Consider the following 19,038-nt stretch of genomic DNA (forward strand, 5'->3'; position numbering starts at 1 on the left):
TCGGTCCGGTGCCGTTCGACGACCTGCCGGTCGACCCTCGTCCCGAGATGGACCGGCTCGGCATCGAGGCCGCCTGCGTGACCCACGCGCTCAGCCTCTACTCCGATCCCGTGGCGGGGAACCGGGCATTACTGAGGCTCGACGACCCCCGGCTGATCCCGGTGCCCGTGGTGGTGCCGGGAGTGCCAGGGGCGCGCGTGCCCGCGGCCTTCGAGGAGCTCGCCGGGTTCCGGGAGCGGGGCGTCGGCATGGTCAGGCTCTGCCCGCGTACGCACGGCTTCGCGCTGTCCGGCCCGATCACCACGCGCTGGCTGGCCGGCCTGGACCTGACCGTCGCGATCGAGCTCGACGAGACGTCCACCTCCGAGCTGCTCGGCCTGGCGCTGCGGCTGCCCCGGCTGCGGATCCTGCTGCTCAACCCCGGCTACCGGCGGCTGCGCGCGGTGGCCGAGCTGATGGCCGAGGCGGCCAACGTGTGGCTGGAGATCGGCACGGTCAACACCCAGCGCGGCGTGGAATGGCTCGCCTCCCGCTTCGGCGCGCGGCGGCTGGTGTTCGGCACCGGGGCGCCGGTGCTCGACGACTGCGGGCCCCGCTTCCTGCTCGACCACCTCGAACTCGACCAGGACGAGCTCGCGCTGGTCGCCGCCGGGACACTGCGGGGCCTGCTGTGATACTCGACGCGCACGGCCACCTCGGCACCTGGCCCGACTTCCTCATCCCCGACCCGTCGGCCGAGGGCATGGTCGCCCTGATGGACAGGATCGGCGTCGACGTGATCGGCATCAGCCATCTGCTGGCCGTCGGGCCCGATCCCGACGAGGGCAACCGGCTGGCCCTCGAGGCGGCCGCCGAGCACCCCGGCCGCTTCGGCGTGTGGGAGGTCTACAACCCGCACCGCCGCAACCCGCTGCTGCTGGACGGCTGGGGGGTGAAGCTCCACCCGGACGTGCACCGGTGCCGTCTCGACGACCCGCGCTACGAACCCGTCTGGGAGCTGGGGCTGCCGGTGCTGGCCCACGGGCAGACCGACTCGCCGTGGAGCGATCCCGCCCTGTTCGCCATTGTCGCCGCCCGGCACCCGCACGTGCCGCTCCTGCTCGGGCACAGCGGCTTGTGGCCGTACGGCTTCGCCGCCGCGGCCCGCGCGGTGGCCGGCCACCCGAACGTGTACCTGGAGACCTGCGGCTCGCGCATGACCGGCCGCTGGATCGCCCGTCTCGCCGAGCTCGCCGGCCCCGAGCGCGTCGTGTACGGCTCGGACGCCTGCTTCCTCGACCTGCGCGTCGGCCTCGGCCGCGCCCGGCTCGCCTCCATGCCGGACGCCGATCGCGCCCTCGTCCTGGGCGGCAACCTGGCCCGCATCCTCGGCGACCGACTCACCGGAGGCCCGCACCCATGACGCTCGCACTGGACGGCGGTGTCCCTGTCCGCACGAAACCCTGGCCGTCCTGGCCGCCGCCGCTCGACCCCGCGCAGCGGGCGCTGGTCACCGAGGTGCTCGAGAGCGGGCGCTGGGGCGCCTCCCAGGGCGGCGAGGTCGGCTCCCGGTTCGTGACCGCGCTGGCGGGCATGGCGGGCGTGCCGTACGGCGTGGGCGTGGCCAACGCGACGCTCGGGTTGTTCGCGGCGCTGCGCGGGCTCGGCGTGGGGCCGGGTGACGAGGTGATCGTGCCCGCTTACACGTTCGTGGCCTCGGCCACCTCGGTGATCCTGGCCGGCGCCACTCCGGTGATCGTGGACGTCGACCCGGTGGACCTGCACCTGGCCGCCGCCGTCGTCGAGGCCGCCGTCACCGAGCGCACCGCCGCGATCATGCCCGTGCACCTGGCCGGCAGTCCCGCCGACGTGGACGCGCTGGCGGCGCTCGCCGTACGGCACGGCCTGCGGATCGTGGAGGACGCGGCCCAGGCGCACGGAGCGACCTACCGAGGCCGGCCGGTGGGCGGGCTGGGAGACGCCGGGGTGTTCAGCTTCCAGTCCAGCAAGGCGATGACCGCGGGGGAGGGCGGCGCCGTCGTCTGCCGGGAGGAGGCGGCGCATGAGGCGATCTGGTCGGTGTGCAACCTGGGCAGGAGCCGGGGCGGCCACTGGTACGACCATCCGGAGCTGGGGTGGAACCTGCGCCTGACCGAGCTCCAGGCGGCGCTGCTGCTGCCGTGGCTGGACCGGCTCGAGGCCGAGATCGAGCGGCGGGAGGCCTTCTGCGCCGCACTCGACCTGGAGGGGCTGCCCGTCAGCGCCGTCCCGCAGCCGCGGGGCACCACCCGCGACTCGCGCCACCTGCTGATGCTGCGCCTCGAGCCCGGCCTCGACAAGCAGAGGGTGCTGGCCGCCATGGCCGCCGAGGGCGTCCCGCTCAGCGCGGGCTATCCGCCGCTCGGCACGCTGCCCGCCCTCGCCGGGCGGGGCCTGACGCGGGCCGGGGAGTGCCCAGCCGCCGAGGCGGCCGCGCGGAGCGTCGTGTGGCTCACCCAGCCGATGCTCATGGCCGATCCCGCCGAGGCGGCTGACGTCGTGGCCGCCTTCAGTAAGGTGGCACGCTGGAAATCTACAATGTAAAGGCGCCTGCTTGGTGGCAATATGACCGGCATGACGGGTCCGATGAGAATCATGGCGGTACGGCATGGCCAAAGCGAGGCCAACCTCGCCTACCAGCGGGCGGCCGGCACGCCCCTGGTCTACGAGCGCGGCGACCACGAGGTCGCGCTGACCGACCTGGGCCGCCGTCAGGCCGCCGCGTTCGGCAGCCTGCTCGCCGCGCTGCCGGCGGGGGAGGCGCCGGAGCTCGTGTGGTGCTCGCCGTACCTGCGGGCCCGCGACACCTGGGCCGTCGCTCAGCATTCCTGGGGAGGTCCTGAGCTGCCCGTCACGGTCGACGAGCGGCTCAGGGACCGCGAATGGGGCTCGCTCGGGCCTTACAACCACGCCGCCATCGAGCGGCACTTTCCCGAGGAGGCGGCCCGGCACCGTGCCGAGGGGGAGTACGGCTACCGCCCGCCCGGCGGTGAGTCCTTCGGGGACGTGGCCGAGCGGCTCCGCCACTTCACGGCCGACCTGCACGAGGCGGCGGCCGGGCGGCGGGTCCTCATCGTCGCCCACGACGCGGTCGTGCTCGTGCTGCGCCACGTTCTGGCCCGCACGCCCGACGCGGATCTGCCCGCCCTGGCGCGGCACACCCCGATCCGCAACGCCTCGGTCTCCACCTGGCACGCCCGCGACGGCCACCTCCACCTCACCACCTTCAACAGCGTCTCCCATCTGGACGGGCTCTCCTCTTAGCACTCTGGTCGACGGGCGGCGTTGCCTCGGCTTGCCGAGGATCGTCTGCCGGAGGGGGAAAGCCCCTGGGGCGGGGCTGGGGTGGGGCTGAGACAATGGTCGTTCGTCCCGAAACGCAGGCAGGAGGTCGATCTTGCTCGGACCCCTTGACGACATCGTCGTGCTCGATCTGTCCAGGGCCCTGGCAGGCCCGCACGCCGCGCAGCTGCTCGGCGACCTGGGTGCCAAGGTGATCAAGGTGGAGCTCCCGGACGGGGGTGACGAGTCGCGGGGCTGGGGGCCGCCCTTCGTCGGGCCGGATCACGATATTTCCACGTACTTCCTGGCGGCGAATCGCAACAAGGAGTCCATCGCCGTCGACCTGAAGTCGGAGGACGGCAAGCGGCTCATCGAGCGCCTGGTCAGGCAGAGCGACGTGCTGATCGAGAACTTCCGCACGGGCGTGCTCGACCGGCTCGGCTTCCCGGTCGAGCGCCTGCACGAGCTCAACCCCGGCCTGGTGGTGCTGTCGATCACCGGGTTCGGCCACGACGGGCCCGAGGGCGGCCGGCCGGGCTATGACCAGATCGCGCAGGGCGAGGCGGGGCTGATGTCCCTGACGGGTCCCGGGCCTGACGAGCCGTACCGGGTGGGGGCCTCGATCGCGGACCTGCTCGCCGGCATTCACGGGGCGTACGGCGTGGCGGCGGCGCTCTACGAGCGGCAGCGGACCGGCAAGGGGCGCGTGGTGCGCACGTCGCTGCTGGCGGCGGTCACCGGCGTGCACTCCTACCACGGCACGGCCTGGACCGTCGGCGGCCAGGTACCCAGGGCGAACGGCAACCACCACGCCTCGATCGCGCCCTACGGCGCCTTCCACGCGGCCGACGGGATGCTGCAGATCGCGGTGGCCAATGACGTGCAGTGGAAGAAGGTCGCCGCGCTACTGGACATTGATCCCAATGTGGCGAAATATGCGACGAATAGGGAGAGATTCGCGCATCGGGATGAGCTGATAGCCGACATGGAGAAGGCCCTGGCCACCCACGACCGTGCGTACTGGTTGGCCAGGCTCAACGAGGCGGGGGTGCCCGCCGGTGCCATCCGCACGATCGACGAGGTGTACGCCTGGGATCAGACCCTTTCCCAGGGGCTGCTGGTTGAGGTGGACCACCCCGTGCTCGGCAGGATCCGGCTGCCGGGGCCGGTGCTGCGCTTCGACGGGCTCGGCCCGGTGGAGCACGTCGCGCCGCCCTCGCTCGGCCAGGACCGTGACGCGGTGCTGGCCTGGCTCGAAGAGCGCGAGCGATGATCGGTATTTCGCGGCACCGGTTCGGCTCGGCGTGCGTCAACATTGCATCACCGGATGACAGGCGCAGCGAACCTGCCATGGCCGAACGCGGCCCGGTGGGGGAGCGACCGATGAGCAGGGAGACATAGTGAGCCGTCCGGACGCGCGCACGCTGATCGAAACGGTCCTGGACAAGGGATCGTGGAAATCGTGGGACGCGCCGCCCGCCGACCCGGCGGGACCGGGCACCTCCTATGCCGACGAGCTGGCCGCCGCGCGCGCCAAGTCGGGCTACGACGAGTCCGTGATCACCGGCGAGGGTTCGCTGGGCGGGCGCCGGGTGGCGGTGGTGGCCTCGGAGTTCACGTTCATGGCGGGGTCGATCGGGGTGGCGGCGGCCGAGCGGATCACTGCCGCGGTCGAGCGGGCGACCAGGGAGCGGCTTCCGCTGTTCGCCGCTCCGGCCTCCGGCGGGACGCGGATGCAGGAGGGGGCGCTGGCCTTCGTCCAGATGGTCAAGATCACGGCGGCGGTCCAGGCGCATCGGGCGGCCGGCCTGCCGTACGTGGTGTATCTGCGGCATCCGACGACGGGCGGGGTGTTCGCGTCGTGGGGGTCGCTGGGGCACGTGACGGCCGCCGAGCCGGGAGCGCTGATCGGGTTCCTGGGGCCGCGGGTGTTCGAGTCGCTGCACGGCTATCCGTTCCCCGAGGGTGTGCAGGTGGCGGAGAACCTCTACCGGCACGGGCTGGTGGACGCCGTGGTCTCCGCGGAGGACGCGCGCGCGGTGGCCATCCGGGCGCTCGAAGTCCTTTGCACCGGCACATCAGGACTTGAGCGAGGCGCCCCGCCCGAGGAGGACCTGCGGCCTGTCGAGGCATGGGAGGCGATCACCCGTTCCCGCCGCGACGACCGGCCCGGCGTGCGGACGCTGCTGAAGTTCGCCGCCTCCGACGTGACGCCGCTCAACGGCAGCGGCGAGGGTGAGAACGAGCCAGGGCTGCTCCTGGCGCTGGCTCGCTTCGGTACGGCTCCCGCCGTCGTGCTCGGTCAGGACCGCCGCAGGCAGCGGGCCAACTCTCCCCTCGGGCCTGCCGGGCTGCGCGTGGCGCGCCGCGGCATGCGCCTGGCCGCCGAACTCGGCCTGCCCCTGGTCACGGTCGTCGACACGGCGGGCGCCGCCCTGTCCAAGGCGGCCGAGGAGGGCGGCCTGGCCGCCGAGATCGCCCGCTGCATGGCGGACCTCGTCACGCTCGACGCCGCCACGGTCTGCCTGCTGCTCGGTGAGGGGGCCGGAGGTGCCGCCCTGGCCTTCCTCCCGGCGGACCGCGTCCTGTGCGCTCAGCATGCCTGGCTGTCGCCCCTCCCGCCGGAGGGCGCCTCGGCCATCCTCTACCGCTCGGTCGACTTCGCTCCCGAGATCGCCCAGGTCCAGGGTGTACGCGCCACGGACCTGCGCCGCAACGGCATCGTCGACCGCGTCATCCCCGAACTCCCGGACGCGGCCTACGAACCGGAGGCCTTCTGCGTCCGCGTGGGCCGGGCCCTCGAGTACGAACTCACCGGCCTCCTGACGGAACCCTCCTCCGCCCGCGCCGCCACCCGCACCTCCCGCTACCGAGCCCTCGGCACACAGGCTCTTTCTTGATCTTGTACGGCGAGGCCCCCGCCACCGGCCGCCCGCCGTACTCCGGCTGACGGCCTGTGACCGGCGCTTCCGGCGAGTCGGGGATCCTTGCTCACCGTCACGGCGCCTTGGTAGGCGGGCACCGCGGTCCCCCTGACCCGCCGTCCAAGGCGCCGGACGACCGCCGTACCCCTCCTCGCCGACCCCGGCGCGAGTCGTGAGCGTGGGTACCCACGAGCTCGATCCCGGGCGCCGCGTCGGCGGGCGGGCGTGCGGCGAAGGTCGGCGCCCTGTACGGCGGGTCACTGAGACCGTGGTGCCCGCCTCACGAAGCGCCGTGACGGCGGGCAAGCGGCAACGACTCGCCGGAAGCGCCGGGCGCGGGCCGTCAGCCGGAGTGCGGCGGGCGGCCGATTGCGGTGGCCCGCCGTACAGGAGAAGGCACTAACCCGCCGTACAGGAGAGAGGATCACGTGGACAGGTGTTTGAGGCGGGTGACGGCCTCGTCGATGACTTCGTCCTTCTTGCAGAAGGCGAAGCGGACGAAGTGGGCGCCGCGGTCGGGGTGGTCGTAGAAGACCTGGGTGGGGATGGCGACGACGCCGGCCAGCGACGGCAGGCGGCGGGTGAGTTCGAGGCCGTCGGTGAAGCCGAGCGGCCGGATGTCCGTCTGGACGAAGTAGGTGCCCGAGGGTTTGAAGACTTCGAAGCCCGCCGCGGTCAGGCCTTCCATGAGCCGGTCGCGCTTGTCCTGCAGGCCTGCGCGTAGGGCCGACACCCAGGCCAGCTCGTGCCGCAGCCCGTAGGCGACCGCGACCTGCCAGGGCGCGCTCGCGGTGAAGGTGAGGAACTGCTTGACCGTCTGCACGGCCGTGACCAGCGGCCGGGGCGCGCACACCCAGCCGGTCTTCCAGCCGGTGACCGAGAACGTCTTGCCCGCCGAGGAGATCATCACCGTGCGCTCGCGCATGCCGGGGAAGGTGGCCAGGGGAATGTGCTCGACGCCGTCGAAGGCCAGGTGCTCGTAGACCTCGTCGGTGATGGCCGTCAGCCCGTGCTCCTGGCACAGGTCGGCGATGACCTGGAGCTCGGCGCGGGTGAACACGGTGCCCGTGGGGTTGTGCGGCGTGTTGACCAGGATGGCGCGCGTCCGTGGCGTGACGGCGGCGCGCAGCTCGTCCGGGTCGAAGGTGAAACGCCCCTCCACCGGCCGCAGTGTCACCGCCACCAGGCGGGCCTGCGCCAGCGCGATGGAGGCGGCGTAGGAGTCGTAGTAGGGCTCGAACGCGATCACCTCGTCGCCCGGCTCGCACAGCGCCAGCACCGCGGCCGCGATCGCCTCGGTGGCGCCCACCGTGACCAGCACCTCGCCGTTGGGGTCGTAGTCCAGCCCGTAGTGGGCGGAGCGATGCTCCGACACCGCGTGCCGCAGCTCGGGCACGCCGGGCCCGGGCGGATACTGGTTGGCGCCCGACCGGATGGCCTCCACCGCGCAGTCGAGCATCGCCGCGGGCCCGTCGGTGTCGGGGAACCCCTGGCCGAGGTTGATGGATCCGGTCTGGACTGCCAGCGCACTCATCTCGGCGAAGATCGTCGTGCCGAACGCGCGCATCCGTGAAACAAGAGGCTCAGTCACGGCCCCAGACTATTAGTCTCGACCTGTGATCATTCGGGTCCTGTTAGCCCTCGCCTTGACCGTGCCGGCCGTCCCGGTCGAGACGGAGGCGCGCTCCTGCCCCGTGGCCGTCCCCGCGAACACGACGTGCGGCTTCCTGGTCGTGCCGGAACGCAGGGATGCCCCCGGCAAAACCACCAAGGTCGGCTACGCGGTGCACCGCTCGACCGCCAAGGACAGGAAACCCGATCCCGTCGTCTACATGAGCGGCGGTCCCGCCTCGGCGTCGATCCAGCTGACCACGTTCATGAGCCAGATGTTCCCCGACCGCGACGTGGTGACGATCGAGCAGCGCGGCTCCAAGTACTCCGACCCGGTGCTGGCCTGCCCCGAGACGGCCGAGGCCATGCTGCGCAGCACGGACGTGGCCGCGGCCGCCGTCAAGTGCCGCGACCGGCTGCGCGAGCAGGGCGTGGACCTGCGCGGCTACAACACCAAGGAGATCACGGCCGACGTGGTGGCGCTGCGCCAGGCGCTCGGCTACCCGCAGTGGAACCTGTTCGGCGTCAGCTACTCCACCCGGGTGATGCTGGACGTGGCCGCCGCCGACCCCAAGGGCGTGCGGTCGGTCGTGCTCGACTCGTTCCTGCCGGAGAAGGTGAACTGGTACGACGACGCCGAGGGGAACTTCGGCGACGTCCTGCGGAGGCTGGGGCTCGGGGACCGCTTCGACGCGCTGGTGGCCAGGCTCAACGCCCACCCCGCGCAGGTGCCGACGGTCGACCCGCTGGTCGGCAAGCCGTACACGGCCAGGATGACCGGCGACATGGTGGCCACGATCCTGTCGGAGGGCATGCACGACAGCGACCTGAGCGCGGTCGCGCCCGCGCTGATCGACGCGCTCGCCGACGGGCACGACGAACTGCTGCGGCCGCTGGCCGACGGAGTGGGGCAGAGCCTGGTCTCGCACGAGTTCGGGCTGTATCACGCGGTCCAGTGCCAGGACGAGGTCCCGTTCAACACGGTCACCGCGAAGTCCCGGTTCTTCACCGTCAACGCCGACAAGGCGGTGTGCGCGGCGTGGAAGCTGCCCAAGTCGGCGCCCGTCAACGCGACGACCACGGCGCCGGTGCTGGTGGTCGGCGGACAGGACGACCCGACGACCCCCGCCAGGACGGCCAAGCCCGCCGCCGAGGCGCTGCCCAACGCTCGCTTCGTCGAGTTCGCGAACACCAGCCACGCGGTGTTCCTGGTCAACCAGTGCGCCAGGCAGTGGATCGGATATTTCGTGAATAATCCGGACATTGCCAAGGGTGCGATGTCGGGCTTGTGCAGCCCGGCAGAATCGGCCGCGTTCCCGCGGGTGAAGCCCGCGGACGTGCACGCCGGCGGCGCGCCGTACCAGATCTCGCTGATGCCCTGGCTGGGCGCGCCGTTCGCGCTGTTCGCGCTGGTGTCGCTGTTCCAGCTGGTGGTCGGCGGGCTCAGGGGCCGCGCCATCACCGCCTTCTCCGGCCTGGCGGGCGTCGCCTTCGCCGGCCTGGTCGCGCAGAGCGTCTACGCGATGATCGGCGAGAACCAGACCGCGCTGGCCGTCGGCCTGCCCGCCGCGGTCACCTACTACGGCTACCTGGCCGCCGCCTCCGCCGTCCTGGCGGTGGTCGCGCTGGTGCGTGAGCGGCGCTGGCCCCAGATCACCGCGGTCGTGGTCGCCGCCGGATTCCTGGTGTGGTGGTACGCCTGGGCGACGTGAGGCGGATCGGCGAGCTCGACGCGCTCCGCGGGTTCGCGGTGTGCGGGATCATGCTGGTCAACACCTGGCAGCACGCCCCGCACACGCCGCGCACCGGCATCGACTGGACCGTCGACACGCTGTTCCAGAGCCGCTTCTACCCGATCTTCTCGCTGCTGTTCGGCATCGGCTTCGTGCTGTTCCAGGAGAAGGCGGGCCGCTGGGTGCTGCTGCGGCGGCTGCTCTGGCTGCTGTGCTTCGGGCTGGTGCAGCACACCTTCTACCAGGGCGAGGTGCTCACCGACTACGCCCTGTACGGCGCGGCCGTGCTGCTGCCCGTCTCCTTCCTCGAAGGCGGGATCCCCGTGCTGATCCTGGGCGTGGGAGTGCTGGCCTGGGCGGTGCTCGAGGGCGGCGGCGCGCTGGAGATCCCCGGTTTGTTCCTCATCGGGATGGCGCTGATGCGGCTGCGGCCGCCGGGGTGGCTGCTGGCGCCGTCGTCGGTGGTGGCCGCCACGGCTTCGGCGCTGCTGACGGTGTTCTGGTTCGTCGGCCGCGACTGGGCCTACTACAGCACCGCCGCGCTGGCGGGGGCCGCCGCCTACGCCGGCCTGTTCGTCGCGCTCGTCGGCAGGGCGGCGCCGCTGGAGGCGCTGGGCAGGATGGCGCTCACCAACTACGTCACCGGCACCCTGGTGATCTCCCTCACCGGGTCGTTGGTGCGCCAGGACTCGACGCGTCTGACCGTGGTGGCGATCGCGCTGGTCACCGTACTGGCACAGCTCGTCGGCAGCCGATGGTGGCTCGGCAGGTTCAGGTACGGGCCACTTGAGTGGGTTTGGAGATGCCTGACCTGGTTTCGATGGGTGCCGAATCGGTTAAGGTCTGGCCGTGACGACAATCGCCCTCTGCCAGATCCCGGTGTCCCCTGACCCGGCCGCCAACCTCAAGCGGGTGCGCGAGGCGCTGGCCAGGGCCGAAGGCGCCGACCTGGCCATCTTCCCGGAAGCCACCCTCACCCGGTACGGCAGGCACATGCTCGACGTGGCCGAGCCCCTCGACGGGCCGTTCGTCACCGGCGTGGCCGAGGCCGCCCGCTCGCACGGGATGGCCGTGATCGCCGGGATGTTCGAGCCAGGCGAGGGCGGGCGCGTCCACAACACCGCCGTCGCGCTGGACGCCGGCGGCGAGGTGCGGGCCGCCTACCGGAAGATCCACCTGTTCGACGCGTTCAACTCCAAGGAGTCCGAGCTGGTCGTGCCCGGCCGCGAACCCGCCGTGGTCGAGCTGGCCGGGCTCAGGATCGGGCTGATCACCTGCTACGACGTGCGCTTCCCCGAGCTGGCCAGGGAGCTGGTCGACGGGGGCGCCGAACTGTTCGCGGTGATCGCCAACTGGGGTTCCGGCCCGCTGAAGGAGGACCACTGGGTCACCCTGGTCAGGGCCCGCGCCTTGGAGAACACCATGTGGACCGCCGCCGTCGGCCAGGCGCCCAACCCGGCCGAGTCCAAGGACGGCTTCGGCGTCGGCCGCAGCATGCTGGTCGACCCGCTCGGCGTGGTCCGCACCGACCTCGGTACCTTGCCCGGCGTCCAGCTCGTCGAAGTCGATCAGGAGACCGTGGCCGCGGCCAGGAAGATCCTGCCCTGCCTGGAACATCGAGTACTCGGGGTCAAGCGACCGTAAAGTGGAACAGTGAGCGGAACGCAGATGCAGAAGGTGGTCCCGCCGCGTCTGCTCGTGCCCTACCTGTCGGGCAAGCGCACGGTCATCTCCGGCTACGTCTACCGCGTGCAGGACTGCGCGCGGCTGACCACGCCTCGGCAGCTCTTCCACGCGCTCGACCTGACCTTCGACGGGTCCGAGCTGACCGGCGAGGTGCCCGAGTTGTACATCATGCGGTGGTACGCGCGCGACGTCGACAGCTACGCCGTGCCGTACGGTCCGCACATGGGCGGCGACTGGAGCGACGCGCCGCCGTTCGCCGGCAACGGGTTCACCACCTCGCGCGAACACGTGGTGCCGCAGTTCCACACCATGCCGATGCCGATCCCCGCCGGGGCGACGATCGTGCACCTGCGCGGCGAGCAGGAGCGGCCCTTCGCCGAGTACGACGGGCTGACCTGGCGGCCCGCCGCATGAGTGACGAGATCACTCCTGTCGCCTCCGGGTTCGTCGCCCGGTTCGGTGAGCTGACCCTGCCGGCCGCGCTCGGCCCGGAGAACGACCAGGTCGTGCTGTTCAGCGAGGAGGAGCAGGACGGCTTCGAGGCGGCCTCCGGCTACTGGCGGCGCACCGTGCGGCGCTCCCAGCTGGAGTGGCTGGTGCTGATCCGCACCGTGGCGGCCTTCGGCGGCGAGCCGTGCATCGTGCTCGACGAGGACGAGGACGGCCTGCACATCGCCTACACCGGTCACAGCGGCATGAAGGCCGAGGCGCTGGGCTACTGGATGGTCGACCACGGCGCCTACGAGGTGGTCGTGCCGCGCGAGGAGGTCTTCTCCATCCGGGTCGAACGAATTCCCGTCCCCTAGTCAACCACCGTCACCCCCGGGTGTCTTTTAAGCGTGATCGACTCCCCCACTGTGGAGCAGCCGACGTTCGCCGCGCTGTTCGCCGCCCAGTACCAGTCGCTGGTACGGCTGGCGGGGCTGCTCGGCGCCGACGACCCCGAGGACATCGCCCAGGAGGCGTTCGCCAGGCTCACCACCCGCAGCCTGCGCGACGACGGCGCCGCCCTGGGCTACCTGCGTGCCACGGTCTGCAACCTCACCCGCAACCGCCTGCGCCACCTCAGGATCGTCCGGCTGCGCCGCCCCGACCCGCCCGAGCCCGTGCGCAGCAGCGAGCAGGCCGTACTCGTGGCCGAGGAACACCGCGAGCTGCTGGCCGCGCTCGACCGGCTGCCGCGCCGCCAGCGCGAGGCGCTGGTGCTGCGCTACTGGCTGGACCTGTCAGAACGCGAGATCGCCCAGGCCATGGGCGTCTCGTCCGGCTCGGTCAAGACGCACGCCAGCCGCGGGCTGGCCGCGCTCGGCAAGGCACTGAAGGAGGAGGACGCGTGAACACCCTGGAACAGCGGCTCAAGGCCGCACTCGACGCGCGCGCCCAGACCTTCGACGCCTCGCCGCGCGCCTGGCTGGACGTCCAGCGCCGCACCCGGCTGCCGCGGGGGCGCGGCCGGTGGCTGCTGGCGGCCATCCCCGTGATCGCCATCGCGCTCATCGTTCCTGTCCTGGTCAACGGGGGCCTGGGCAGGACGACCGCGGGCGACACCGACGAGCTGTATCGCAAGCTCATGCAGGGCCTGACCCCCGCCAGCGAGCAGGTGCTGGTGGACAACCCGGCCGAGGGCAGGCCGCTGCGACTGTGGATGGCCCGCACCAAGACCGGCGACCCTGAGTTCTGCTCGATGGTCGAGCAGGCCAAGGATGAGCCGTACGGCTCCTGCTACGCGCCGATACGGATGGCGGAGGAGCGCAGCGGCTGGTACGAGGGCACCACCCGCACCGACACCTCTCCCAGCTACGTCGACTACGGCCTGGCGAGCACCGACGTGGCAAAGGTGACCGCCGTCACTGACGACGGCCGGCGCATCGACGGCACCGTGCACGCCTTCGCCAACGCGCCCTGGTCCATCTGGACCGTCACCCTCAACGCGCGTGACCAGGTCAAGACCGTGGAGTTCGTCGACGGCAAGGGCCGCCCGGGCATGAGCGAAGCGCCCACCTCCCTGCGGCACGAAAGCCGCCGCGGCCGGCCCACCGGCATGCCGCTGGCGCTGCCCGGCGGCCTGGTCATGCAGCCCTACGACTACGACGTCGAGGGCGGGCGGCTGTTCCTGTTCCGCCAGGGCAAGGAGCTGGGATTCATGTCGCTGGACAAGCAGTGGCTCTTCAAGGACATGGATGGCCAGAAGGACTCGCCGCTGAATCTGTACATCGACCAAGACGTGGCCTGGGGTGTGGCCAAGCTGGGAACCGCCAGGGTCGAGATCACCTTCGGCACCGGGACGCCTCTGACACTCCAGGCCCGGCCGGACCCGTGGAACCTGGGCCTGGCCATCTTCACGGGACCCACCTACTTCCCCGCGGACTTCATCCCGGACTGGTCCCAGGGCGTACGGCAGGCCGGCTACGACGCTGACGGCAAGCTGCTGTGGCGCAAGGACCTGCCCGCCCGGCCCGACCGGAAGGACGACGAGATGTACGGCGCGCCGATCGGCGAGGTCATGACCGTGCCCGGCACGGACGACTTCACCGGCGGCCCGGTCAAGCTCTGGTTCACCACCATCAAGCTGGAGAAAGGCAAGTTCCTGTGCTCCAGCGGCGGCAATGCGGGCACGGGTTGCTCACCTCTCGAATCCCGGCACGACATGCGCTCAGGCCCCGGCTGGCGCGATAGCTACCTGCCGCCGCCCGGCAGCCGCCTGTCCTACGGTCCCGCGGCCGACGACCTGGAGTCCGCCGACGCCGTCACCGAGGACGGCCGCCGCATCCCCGCCACCATCACGCGCCCCAAGGACACCCCCACCGCGCTCTGGTACGTGCGCACCCCCTTGAACGAGCGCGTCGCTGCCTTCGCCTTCAGGCACAAGGGCAGGCAGTTGGAGGAGGTGTGGCTGGAGAGCCAGCATTGGTGCTGGGACGACAAACGCCCCATCGCCGCCGGCGGGCCGCTGGGGGACGGTCTCGTCGCCAACCTTTTCGACGGGCCCTGCCTGAAGTTCCAGCGCGACGGCAAGGAGCAGCCCCGCGCCTTCGAAGCCCTCCCCGGCGGCAAGCTCAGCGGCCTCCTCGCCCTCGGCGAGCACCCGCTCGGATGGGCGTACAACAAGGACGTCTGGTACGGCTTCGCGCTCGCGGGCACGACCCGCCTCACGGTCACCCTGCCCGGCGGCGGCCAGGCCACGGCCGACGCGGTCCCTGACCCGTGGGGGCACGGGGTGGCGCTCTTCTCCGGGAAGATCCCCGAGAAGGTGGGCAAACAGGGGATGTTCTGGCGCGGCATGCGGTTCACCGGCTACGGAGCCGACGGCTCGGTCCTCTGGACCTACGAGCCGCAGGAGGACGACTTCTAGCCGGGGGTGTGGGCGAGGTCGCGGAGGAGCCCGGAGAGCGTGAGCCGTCGGATGCCGGTCGGCTCGCCGTAAAGGATCAAGAAATAAGAGAGCGCGTGACGGCGTGTTCGAAGGTGGCGCCGATGCGGGACCAGGTGGCGGCGGAGGACTCCAGGAGGGCGGGGTCGCCGGTGAGGCGGGCGCGGGCGCGCAGGAGGCAGGCGGCGGCCCAGTCGTTGTCGTGGGCGTCGTCGGCGGCCGCCTCGAGGCGGGCAGGGGCGTCGGGGAGGCCGGCGGCGACGGCGAGTTCGGCGCCCGCCGCGCGGGCGTAACGGTCGAAACGGCCCGGGACGAAGTCAGCGAAGGCGCGCTCCACCAGGGCGGCGGCGTCCTCGTGGCGGCCCGTGTGCACGGCCAGCCGGGCGTCCACGAAGGCGAGGAAGGGTCCCAGCTCGCGGGAGGTCGCGGACGCGCCGAGGCCCGTGGCGCGGTCCCGCCACAGCCGCGACTGCTCCTCGTCGTCCCGCAGCCCCTGCGCCAGGCTGAGCGCCGCCAGCGAGAACGTCAGCCAGCTGCCCGGCCGGCTGCCCGCCCGCGCCCGCGACTCCCACATCGCGCCGGCGTGGCTCAGCGCCTCCTCGAACTGCCCCGCCAGCACCAGCGGCGGGATGAACTTGGTCAACGCGATCGCCATGTGGCTGCCGACGAGGTCGTCGGCAAGGACCATGCGCGCCACCGCCAGCGCCTCGGCGATGTCGCCGACCGCGATGGCGTAGGTGGAGGCCGAGTGATAGGTGTCGACGATCTCGATGGCGGCGCGCGGGTCGCCCCTGTCCAGCTCAGGCAGGAGGTCCAGGCGTTCCCTGGCCAGGGCGTGGGCCTGGCGCAGGTGACCGTTCCTGGCGGCGGTCGACAGCTGCGCGTCCAGCGCCCCGGTGATCAGCACGGGATCGCCGGCGGCGCGCGCGGCCTCGACGGCGGCCTTGGCCAGCGCGGGGTTGCCGCAGTCCGCGGTCCATGCGGCCGCCGCGGCCAGGTGAGCCGTGACCGTGGGGTCGTGCGGGTCCGCCGCCTCGTTCGCCTGCTTCTCCAGTACGGCGAGCCGGTCCGGCCCCGCCGGTTTGTCGAACCCGAACCCGGGATGGCGGGTCGCCACGACCACGGCCTGCGCCAGCGCGGCCGCCCTGGCGTTCCCTTCCGCCTTGTCCGCGGCGGCGAGCAGCAGCTCGTAGGCCGTCCCCGCCGCGGCGGTGGCCACGGCGATGTCGGCCGCGCTCCGCAGATCCTCGGCGGCTCCGGCCGGGTCGGGAGCCAGCTCGGCGGCCTGCAGGTAACGCTCGCGCGCCTCCTTCAGGAACCGCCGCGCATACGCCAGCCGCCCCAGCCCGCGCGCCAGCCGATGCGCCGTCGCCGCCGGCTCAGGGGCGGCGAGCGTGAGGGCGGCGCGCAGGTCGTCGACCACGGCGTCGAAGTCGTCCCGCCATTCACCGCCGAGCCGGTCACGCAGCGCCGAAGCCGTGTCCGCTGCCCACCGCAGATACCGCGCGCGCGTCTGCGCCGGCTCGCTGTCATCGCCGTCCGTGAGCCGGTCGAGCGCGAAGGCCCGGACGGTCTCCAGCAGGCGCCAGCGGCTCCCCGTACGCACCACCAGGCTCTTGCCCGTCAGCCGGGCCAGCACGTCGACCGCCGCGAGCCGGTCACCGTCCGCCGCCACGGCCGTCACCGCATCGAGGTCGAACCCGCCCACGAAGACCGACAGCCGGCGGAAGAACGCCCGCTCCTCCTCGTCGAGCAGGTCGTAGCTCCAGCCCAGCACCGCCCCCAGGGACCGGTGCCGCTCGGCGGCCCCCCGTCCGCCCGACAGCAGCCGCAGCGAGTCGTCCAGCGCCGCCAGCAGCCCGTCCGCCCCGAGCGTCCCGCTGCGCGCCGCGGCCAGCTCGATCGCCAGCGGCACCCCGTCGAGCCGCGCGCAGATCTCCCCGATCACTCCGGCCGGCGCCTCGAACCCGGGATCGGCGTCCCGAGCCCGATCCAGGAACAGCCGCTCCGCATCAGAGGCGAGAGGCAGCGGGGTCACCGGGACGATGCGTTCGCCGGGGATGCCGAGGCGTTCCCTGCTGGTGGCCAGGATCCTGACGCCGGGGCAGTCCGACAGCAGGCGGTCCGCGAAGGCGGCCACCGCGTCCAGCACGTGCTCGCAGTTGTCCAGCACGACCAGTGTGTGCCGCTTGCCGAGCCGCTCGGCGATGGCGTCCTCCAGCGGCTGCTCCGACCGCTCCGCCACGCCGAACGCCGCCGCCACCGCCTGCGCCACGAACCCGTCCCTGACCGGCACCAGCTCCACGAACGCCCCGCCGTACGGCAGGACGGAGGCGACCTCGGCGGCCAGCCGGGTCTTGCCGACCCCGCCGGGACCGAGCAGCGTCACCAGGCGCGACCCGTCGAAGCCCGCGAGCACCGCCTCCCGCTCGCCGGCGCGGCCGACGAACGACGTGCGCGCCGCGGGGATCCCGCGCACCGCCCCCGACGGCTCGGCGGCGGCGGCCAGCCCGGCGAGCGCCCTGCGGTCAGGCACGCCGTACTTGCGCAGCAGCGAGGAGACGTGGCTCTCCACCGTGCGCACGGAAATGTGCAGCCGCCCGGCGATCTGCGCGTTCGTCAGATGCGCGCCCAGCGCCTCCAGCACCTCGGCTTCGCGATCCGACACCTCAGCCACGGAGAACAACCTACCCATCCGGGACGGTTCCGTAGTGCATCCGTGGTGACCACGGATGGCACGCGGGTCCGCATTCGCGAGGGTTGAGCCATGACACAGCGAATCGTGGAAAGAGCCGGAACCCTGCTGCCGGGCGAGCCCGGCTACGACGAGGCGCGGCAGGCGCTGCACGCGGGCCTCGACCCGCATCCCGCACTGATCGTGCAGGCCAGGAGCGCCGCCGAGGTGCGGTCGGCGGTGCTGGCGGCCCGCGAGCTCGGCGTACCGCTGGCCGTCCAGGCCACCGGGCACGGCACCCACGTGCCGGCCGACGGCTGTGTGCTGCTGAAGACCACCGAGATGGACCAGGTGGAGATCGACCCGCGGCGCGGGGTGGCCACGGTTGGGCCCGGCGCCCGCTGGGGCCAGGTGGTGGACGCGGCCCGGCCGTACGGGCTGGCGCCGCTGGCGGGCTCGTCCCGCGACGTGGGCGTGACCGGCTACACCCTGGGCGGCGGCCTGGGCTGGCTGGGCAGGCTGCACGGCTTCGCCTCCGACAGTGTGGTGAGCGCCGAGGTCGTCACCGCCGACGGCGACCTGGTCACGGCCAGTCGCGACAGCCACCCCGAGCTGTTCTGGGCGCTGCGCGGCGGCGGCGGCAACTTCGGCGTGGTCACCCGGCTGGAGTTCCGGCTCTACCCGGTCAGCAGTGTGTGGGCCGGGATCGTGGAGTTCCCCGCCGAGCGGAAGGCCGACCTGCTCGAGCGCTACCTGGACTACGCCCGGTCCGCGCCCGACCACGTCAGCACCGCGCTGATGCTCACCCCCGAGTCGGCGGCCGTCAAGGTCATGGCGGCGGGGGACCCCTCCTCGCTGGCGCCGCTCGGCGTGCTGGACGGGCTGCGGGAGATGGCCTTCGCCGAGGCCGCCATGGGCGGGACGCCGGCCAGGCACCTGGCGCTGTTCGACCGGCTCGGCGACCTGGACGTCTGGCTGGCGGCCGGCGAGCAGGCCCGGGTGGAGATCCGCCACTGGGGCGGCGCCCTGTCGGCGACGGGTCCCGACACGGGCCCGATCGGCCACCGGGACACCACGTTCTCCGTGATCGTGGACACCGCGCTGCCCGGCCTGCCGCGGGGCGGTACGTTCCTGAACTTCCTCGCCGACACGAGCAGGACCTCCGAGGCCTACACCGCCTCCGACTACGCCCGCCTCGCCGAGGTGAAGCGCGCCTACGACCCCGGCCAGCTGTTCAGCGTCGGCCACGCGATCCGATGAGCCGCGTCATCTCCGCGGACGGCACGTCGATCGCCTACGAGCGCACCGGCGCCGGGCCCGCGGTCGTCCTCGTCGGCGACCGCGAGCCCGCCGCCCTGCTGGCCCCGCACTTCACCGTCTACACCTACGACCGCCGCGGCTGCGGGGCCAGCGGCGACACCGCCCCGTACAACATCAGGCGCGAGGTCGAGGACCTGGAAGCGATCATCACCGAGGCCGGCGGCACGGCGGCCGTCTACGGCCGCGCCGCCGGCGCCGTCCTCGCCCTCGAGGCGGCCCGCGTCCTGTCGGGCATCACCCGGCTCGCCCTCCACCACGACCGCCTCCTCGCCGCCCTCCTGACCGACCGCTGGCCGGACCTCACCCTCCCCACCCTGATCGTCGACTCCCCAGCCCCCCTCCCCACCTTCCTCGGCCTCACCCTCGCCTAGCTCTTGCTCCGCCCTTTTCGCAGCAGCCCCGGCCCATCCTCCGCAGCCA

Annotated in this window: 17 protein-coding genes; 15 read left to right on the top strand and 2 right to left on the bottom strand. The window is 72.4% G+C overall.

All coding sequences use genetic code 11. The features are described 5' to 3' along the window. Positions 1 to 8 precede the first annotated feature (8 nt). The 6 genes from ACIBHX_RS04175 (at position 9) to ACIBHX_RS04200 (ending at position 6,200) form a co-directional block, all read left to right on the top strand. Positions 9 to 674, top strand: coding sequence for an amidohydrolase family protein (locus ACIBHX_RS04175; RefSeq protein ID WP_397064025.1), 666 nt, complete (start codon positions 9 to 11; stop codon positions 672 to 674). Further along, positions 671 to 1,402, top strand: a complete 732-nt coding sequence (locus tag ACIBHX_RS04180) for an amidohydrolase family protein (RefSeq protein ID WP_397064026.1) — start codon at positions 671 to 673, stop codon at positions 1,400 to 1,402. The genes ACIBHX_RS04175 and ACIBHX_RS04180 overlap by 4 nt, the downstream gene beginning before the upstream one ends. Continuing rightward, positions 1,399 to 2,562, top strand: coding sequence for a DegT/DnrJ/EryC1/StrS family aminotransferase (locus tag ACIBHX_RS04185; RefSeq protein ID WP_397064027.1), 1,164 nt, complete (start codon positions 1,399 to 1,401; stop codon positions 2,560 to 2,562). Before ACIBHX_RS04180 ends, ACIBHX_RS04185 begins: the two co-directional genes overlap by 4 nt. A gap of 30 nt (positions 2,563 to 2,592) precedes the next feature. Then, positions 2,593 to 3,282 (top strand): histidine phosphatase family protein, encoded by a 690-nt coding sequence (locus ACIBHX_RS04190; RefSeq protein ID WP_397064028.1) that lies wholly within the window; start codon positions 2,593 to 2,595, stop codon positions 3,280 to 3,282. A gap of 133 nt (positions 3,283 to 3,415) precedes the next feature. Further along, positions 3,416 to 4,573: a CaiB/BaiF CoA transferase family protein gene (locus ACIBHX_RS04195; protein ID WP_397064029.1), complete on the top strand. Its 1,158-nt coding sequence runs from the start codon at positions 3,416 to 3,418 to the stop codon at positions 4,571 to 4,573. 127 nt (positions 4,574 to 4,700) lie between these two features. Next, positions 4,701 to 6,200, top strand: a complete 1,500-nt coding sequence (locus ACIBHX_RS04200) for a carboxyl transferase domain-containing protein (protein WP_397064030.1) — start codon at positions 4,701 to 4,703, stop codon at positions 6,198 to 6,200. A gap of 448 nt (positions 6,201 to 6,648) precedes the next feature. Here ACIBHX_RS04200 and ACIBHX_RS04205 read toward each other — a convergent pair whose 3' ends face one another. After that, positions 6,649 to 7,815 (bottom strand): pyridoxal phosphate-dependent aminotransferase, encoded by a 1,167-nt coding sequence (locus ACIBHX_RS04205; RefSeq protein WP_397064032.1) that lies wholly within the window; start codon positions 7,813 to 7,815, stop codon positions 6,649 to 6,651. Between the two features lie 25 nt (positions 7,816 to 7,840). On the opposite strand from ACIBHX_RS04205, the gene ACIBHX_RS04210 reads away from it, so the two are divergent. The 7 genes from ACIBHX_RS04210 to ACIBHX_RS04240 are packed head-to-tail and all read left to right on the top strand — an operon-like array spanning position 7,841 to position 14,606. Further along, complete coding sequence (locus tag ACIBHX_RS04210; RefSeq protein ID WP_397064033.1) at positions 7,841 to 9,547, top strand: alpha/beta fold hydrolase; 1,707 nt, start codon at positions 7,841 to 7,843, stop codon at positions 9,545 to 9,547. Beyond that, complete coding sequence (locus tag ACIBHX_RS04215; protein ID WP_397064035.1) at positions 9,523 to 10,458, top strand: DUF418 domain-containing protein; 936 nt, start codon at positions 9,523 to 9,525, stop codon at positions 10,456 to 10,458. Before ACIBHX_RS04210 ends, ACIBHX_RS04215 begins: the two co-directional genes overlap by 25 nt. Beyond that, entirely contained in the window at positions 10,418 to 11,212 is a 795-nt protein-coding gene (locus ACIBHX_RS04220) for a carbon-nitrogen hydrolase family protein (RefSeq protein WP_397064037.1), read from the top strand. Before ACIBHX_RS04215 ends, ACIBHX_RS04220 begins: the two co-directional genes overlap by 41 nt. A 9-nt stretch (positions 11,213 to 11,221) precedes the next feature. Beyond that, a complete protein-coding gene (locus tag ACIBHX_RS04225) occupies positions 11,222 to 11,668 on the top strand; it encodes a hypothetical protein (RefSeq protein ID WP_397064039.1) in 447 nt (148 codons plus the stop codon). Continuing rightward, a complete protein-coding gene (locus tag ACIBHX_RS04230; RefSeq protein WP_397064041.1) occupies positions 11,665 to 12,060 on the top strand; it encodes a hypothetical protein in 396 nt (131 codons plus the stop codon). The genes ACIBHX_RS04225 and ACIBHX_RS04230 overlap by 4 nt, the downstream gene beginning before the upstream one ends. A 33-nt stretch (positions 12,061 to 12,093) precedes the next feature. Beyond that, positions 12,094 to 12,591, top strand: a complete 498-nt coding sequence (locus ACIBHX_RS04235) for a sigma-70 family RNA polymerase sigma factor (RefSeq protein WP_397064043.1) — start codon at positions 12,094 to 12,096, stop codon at positions 12,589 to 12,591. Further along, positions 12,588 to 14,606 (top strand): hypothetical protein, encoded by a 2,019-nt coding sequence (locus ACIBHX_RS04240; RefSeq protein ID WP_397064045.1) that lies wholly within the window; start codon positions 12,588 to 12,590, stop codon positions 14,604 to 14,606. Before ACIBHX_RS04235 ends, ACIBHX_RS04240 begins: the two co-directional genes overlap by 4 nt. 76 nt (positions 14,607 to 14,682) lie before the next feature. On the opposite strand, the gene ACIBHX_RS04245 is transcribed toward ACIBHX_RS04240, so the two are convergent. Next, positions 14,683 to 17,301, bottom strand: coding sequence for an ATP-binding protein (locus tag ACIBHX_RS04245; protein ID WP_397064047.1), 2,619 nt, complete (start codon positions 17,299 to 17,301; stop codon positions 14,683 to 14,685). A 90-nt stretch (positions 17,302 to 17,391) separates the two neighbouring features. Between ACIBHX_RS04245 and ACIBHX_RS04250 the strand changes: the two genes are divergently transcribed. Both ACIBHX_RS04250 and ACIBHX_RS04255 read left to right on the top strand, forming a co-directional pair. Continuing rightward, complete coding sequence (locus ACIBHX_RS04250; RefSeq protein ID WP_397064049.1) at positions 17,392 to 18,558, top strand: FAD-binding oxidoreductase; 1,167 nt, start codon at positions 17,392 to 17,394, stop codon at positions 18,556 to 18,558. Continuing rightward, the gene (locus ACIBHX_RS04255; protein ID WP_397064050.1) at positions 18,555 to 18,989 is read left to right on the top strand and encodes an alpha/beta fold hydrolase; all 435 of its coding nucleotides are present in this window, start codon (positions 18,555 to 18,557) and stop codon (positions 18,987 to 18,989) included. Before ACIBHX_RS04250 ends, ACIBHX_RS04255 begins: the two co-directional genes overlap by 4 nt. The last annotated feature ends 49 nt before the right edge of the window (positions 18,990 to 19,038 follow it).

The organism is Nonomuraea sp. NPDC050536, assembly GCF_044457685.1.
Lineage (GTDB): Bacteria > Actinomycetota > Actinomycetes > Streptosporangiales > Streptosporangiaceae > Nonomuraea.

Coding starts and splice junctions, on each gene's coding strand:
- ACIBHX_RS04230 (WP_397064041.1), top strand. CDS start 11,665: ATGAGTGACGAGATCACTCCTGTCGCCTCCGGGTTCGTCGCCCGGTTC.
- ACIBHX_RS04190 (WP_397064028.1), top strand. CDS start 2,593: ATGACGGGTCCGATGAGAATCATGGCGGTACGGCATGGCCAAAGCGAG.
- ACIBHX_RS04185 (WP_397064027.1), top strand. CDS start 1,399: ATGACGCTCGCACTGGACGGCGGTGTCCCTGTCCGCACGAAACCCTGG.
- ACIBHX_RS04255 (WP_397064050.1), top strand. CDS start 18,555: ATGAGCCGCGTCATCTCCGCGGACGGCACGTCGATCGCCTACGAGCGC.
- ACIBHX_RS04250 (WP_397064049.1), top strand. CDS start 17,392: ATGACACAGCGAATCGTGGAAAGAGCCGGAACCCTGCTGCCGGGCGAG.